General features: G+C 55.6%; 4 protein-coding genes. 1 reads left to right on the forward strand and 3 read right to left on the reverse strand.

From position 1 onward, the window contains the following. Window positions 1-63 precede the first annotated feature (63 nt). On the reverse strand, window positions 64-1,113 hold the full coding sequence (locus Q3970_RS10655) for a metallophosphoesterase (protein WP_303100548.1): 1,050 nt from the start codon (window positions 1,111-1,113) through the stop codon (window positions 64-66). A 357-nt stretch (window positions 1,114-1,470) separates the two neighbouring features. On the opposite strand from Q3970_RS10655, the gene Q3970_RS10660 reads away from it, so the two are divergent. Beyond that, entirely contained in the window at window positions 1,471-1,755 is a 285-nt protein-coding gene (locus tag Q3970_RS10660) for a glycine zipper domain-containing protein (protein ID WP_303100549.1), read from the forward strand. A gap of 160 nt (window positions 1,756-1,915) precedes the next feature. Here Q3970_RS10660 and accC read toward each other — a convergent pair whose 3' ends face one another. Continuing rightward, entirely contained in the window at window positions 1,916-3,268 is a 1,353-nt protein-coding gene (gene accC, locus Q3970_RS10665) for an acetyl-CoA carboxylase biotin carboxylase subunit (RefSeq protein WP_303100550.1), read from the reverse strand. Between the two features lie 99 nt (window positions 3,269-3,367). Next, the coding region (locus tag Q3970_RS10670) for a biotin/lipoyl-containing protein (protein ID WP_303100551.1) at window positions 3,368-3,504 on the reverse strand (137 nt) is incomplete at its 5' end.

The raw sequence follows: 3,504 nt of genomic DNA on the forward strand, positions 1-3,504 counted from the left end.
TGTTCGGGTAACCGTTTGGATGGGGTTTTAGGTATTTTGCAAAGGTCTCGGCCTGCCGGCTGTTTACACCGTTTTTTCGATGTCGCCGTTGTCGAATACCAACACCCGTTCCGGCCAGCGCATGGCGGCGAGCCTGAAGCGGGATTGGGCAGGCGGAATATGCTGTTTTCGGTCGCGCCAGCGCGCACCGGCGGAAAAGTCGGTGCAGAATACATTGCGTTCGGCGCCGTGCCATGCGTTGCCTGCAGCGGGCAGGATGTTTTCGCGGCCGGGCGCGGGCGGTTGGGGTTGCCAGCTGCGCCAGTAGTGGCCGATCAGCACAGGAACAGGGTCGCGGTAATCGTTCCACCAGCCGATGCGGGCGGTATAACGCCAGCGGCCGCTTGCGTAAAAAGGTTGCGGGGCTATTTGTTCGATGCCGCTGGTGAGCGCGCGTATGGGATGCAGGCGGCTGCGGTTGAGTTCGTATTGTGCGGTGGCGGGCATGGGCGGCGGTGCCTGATGCGGGTTTGCGGCGGTTTCGGCGTAGCGTTGCTGTTCGCACAGATAGTCGGCATACCAAGGGGCGGTTTGAAGTTGTGCGTCCAGTTCGCGGTCGAAACGGCGGTATTGTTCGGAGAGGCTTTCGCCGCAGGCTTCTTCAAGCCGTGGCAAAACATGGGGCAGCCAGGCGGCGTGTACGATGCGCAAATCGCTGCGCTCCAATATCAGCGGCTGTTCTGCCAAGCGGTTTTCAAGTGCGGGGCGTGCCGGCGCGGGAAGGGTGTGCCAAGGGGCGTAAAGGGCGGCGTCTTTAGCTTCACGCTCGGGAAAAAACCAGCCGGATCCGTCTTTTGGATCGTGCATCAGGATATTGAGTTCGTGGTTGCCCAAAACGGTAAAGGCGTTGCCTGCATCGTGCATCTGAAAAAAACATGCGAGCACGGCGGGGCTGTCGGGGCCGCGGTCGCACAAATCCCCTACAAACACAAGCTTTCTTCCTTGCGGATGGCTGCCGTTTCCACGGTAGCCGAGATGGTACAGCAGTGCCTGCAGGGCGTTGATTTCGCCATGAACGTCGCCGATGATGTCGAGCGGGGTGTCGGGCAGGGGGCGTCGGTAGCGGTATGGCATGATTTGGGGTTCCGTTGGAAAGGTATGGCCGTCTGCAATTCGGCTGCGTGGTGCCGGATCGGTAAGATTTAGCCGGGATTCTTGCGAAGCGCTCCGGCTGCATAAAGCAGGGGCATGACAAAGGGCTGCATAATATTACATTATGTATGCATATCTTTAAACGGCTTACGGGTATGATGCAGCCGGTTGCCTAAAACTGCTGTTTGTTTGTATTTTGCAGGCAATCGGCGCAGTTTGCAGTAAAAGGAAGCTTTTCCCTAAAACGACACGGAGATTTCTATGAATACAATTCGCAAATCTTTTATAACAGCGTTGGCTGTTTCGGCATTGGTACTGGCCCCGGCGGCTCATGCCCGTATGACCGACCGAACCAAAGCAACGATTGTGGGGGCTGCCGTAGGCGGCGTAGTCGGCAGTGCTGCCGGCAACAATATGGAAAGTACGCTGGTCGGCGCCGCACTGGGCGGTACGGCAGGTAACCTTTACGCCAAACGCAACCAAAAAAAGGCGGCTGAAAACAATGTAGTGCACCATCACCACCACTACTACGGTAAAGGTAAGGGCAAGAAACACCGTTACGGCCCGAAGCACGCCCACTACAAACCGGGTAAAGGACATAAACACCACCACCATTATCATTAACGCGTGCCGGTAACGGCAGCAGGCCGTCTGAAAGCCTCTGTGCTTTCAGCGGCATTTAAGTTGTTTTTACAAAGGCTAAGGCCTGTTGCTGTTATAAAAATTCCGCCTGCAATTGCCCTGCAGGCGGAATTTCTTACAGACTTTTACGAGGCTTGCTGTTTTATTTTGCCTTTTTCGCTTCCAGCCAATGTTCCAGATAATGGATGCTTACGCCGCCCTGTTGGAAACCGTTGTCTACAAACAAATCGCGGTGCAGCAGCGTATTGGTTTTAATGCCTGTAACCGCCAGTTCGTCTAACGCTACCCGCATTTTTGCCATGGCCTGTTTGCGGGTTTTGCCGTGAACGCAGATTTTGCCGATCAGACTGTCGTAATTGGGCGGAATGCGGTAGCCTTGATAAATGTGGCTGTCGACGCGTACGCCCAAGCCGCCGGGCAGATGGCAGCTTTCGATCAAACCGGGGCTGGGAACGAAAGTGTAGGGATCCTCGGCATTGATGCGGCACTCAAAGGCATGGCCTTCAAGTTTGATGTCGTCTTGCCGGTATTGCAGCGGCAGGCCTCCGGCAATGCGGATTTGCTCCTGCACGATGTCTATGCCCGTAATCAGCTCGGTTACGGGATGTTCTACCTGAACGCGGGTGTTCATTTCAATAAAGAAAAATTCGCCGTTTTCATAGAGGAATTCAAACGTGCCCGCACCACGGTAGCCGATACGCTTGCAGGCGGCCACACAGGCTTCGCCGATTTTCTTGCGTTCTTTTTCGGTGATGCCCGGGGCGGGGGCTTCTTCGATTACTTTCTGATGGCGCCGCTGCATGGAGCAGTCGCGTTCGCCCAAATAAACGGCATTGCCGTGTTCGTCGGCCAAAACCTGGATTTCGATGTGGCGCGGTTTTTGCAGGTAGCGCTCCATATAAACCATGGGGTTGCCGAAAGCCATACCGGCTTCGGTTTTGGTCATTTCCACCGATTTGAGCAGATCTTCTTTTTTCTCGACCACGCGCATACCGCGTCCCCCGCCGCCGCCCGATGCTTTGATAATCACGGGAAAGCCTACTTTTTCTGCAGTTTTGAGGATTTCGGCATCATCGTCAGGCAAGGCGCCGTCGGAGCCGGGTACGCAGGGTACGCCTGCTTCAATCATGGCGTGTTTGGCCGATACCTTGTCGCCCATCAGGCGGATGGTGTCGGGACGCGGGCCGATAAACACAAAACCCGACTCTTCCACCTGTTCTGCGAAACCGGCATTTTCTGCAAGAAAACCATAGCCGGGGTGGACGGCATCGGCACCGGTTACTTCGGCGGCGGCAATCAGGGAAGGGATGTTCAGATAGCTTTGAGGAGAAGGCGCGGGGCCGATGCACACGGATTCGTCGGCCAGCTTCACGTGCAGGCTGTCTTTATCTGCTTCGGAATGTACGGCAACGGTGGCGATGCCCATCTCGCGGCAGGCGCGTAACACGCGGAGCGCGATTTCGCCGCGGTTGGCGATTAAGACTTTTTTCAGCATAGGGATTCTTTCAGAAGGGGGTTCAAGCGCGCGGCTTTGTTCTGAATACGGCAGGCGTTTCAGACGGCCTCAAAACCGGGTTAAGGCCGTCTGAAAAGGTTATTCGATGATAAACAGCGGTTCGCCGTATTCTACCGGCTGGCCGTTTTCAACCAGAATTTCTTTGATTACGCCGGATTTTTCGGCTTCGATTTCGTTCATCAGCTTCATGGCTTCGATGATGCACAGGGTTTCAC

It is taken from the genome of Neisseria sp., from assembly GCF_030530745.1.
In the GTDB taxonomy this organism is placed as follows: Bacteria; Pseudomonadota; Gammaproteobacteria; order Burkholderiales; family Neisseriaceae; genus Neisseria.

Bases quoted from the DNA above. Each gene is read 5' to 3' on its own strand.
- Q3970_RS10655 (WP_303100548.1), bottom strand. From the start codon at position 1,113: ATGCCATACCGCTACCGACGCCCCCTGCCCGACACCCCGCTCGACATC.
- Q3970_RS10660 (WP_303100549.1), top strand. From the start codon at position 1,471: ATGACCGACCGAACCAAAGCAACGATTGTGGGGGCTGCCGTAGGCGGC.
- accC (WP_303100550.1), bottom strand. From the start codon at position 3,268: ATGCTGAAAAAAGTCTTAATCGCCAACCGCGGCGAAATCGCGCTCCGC.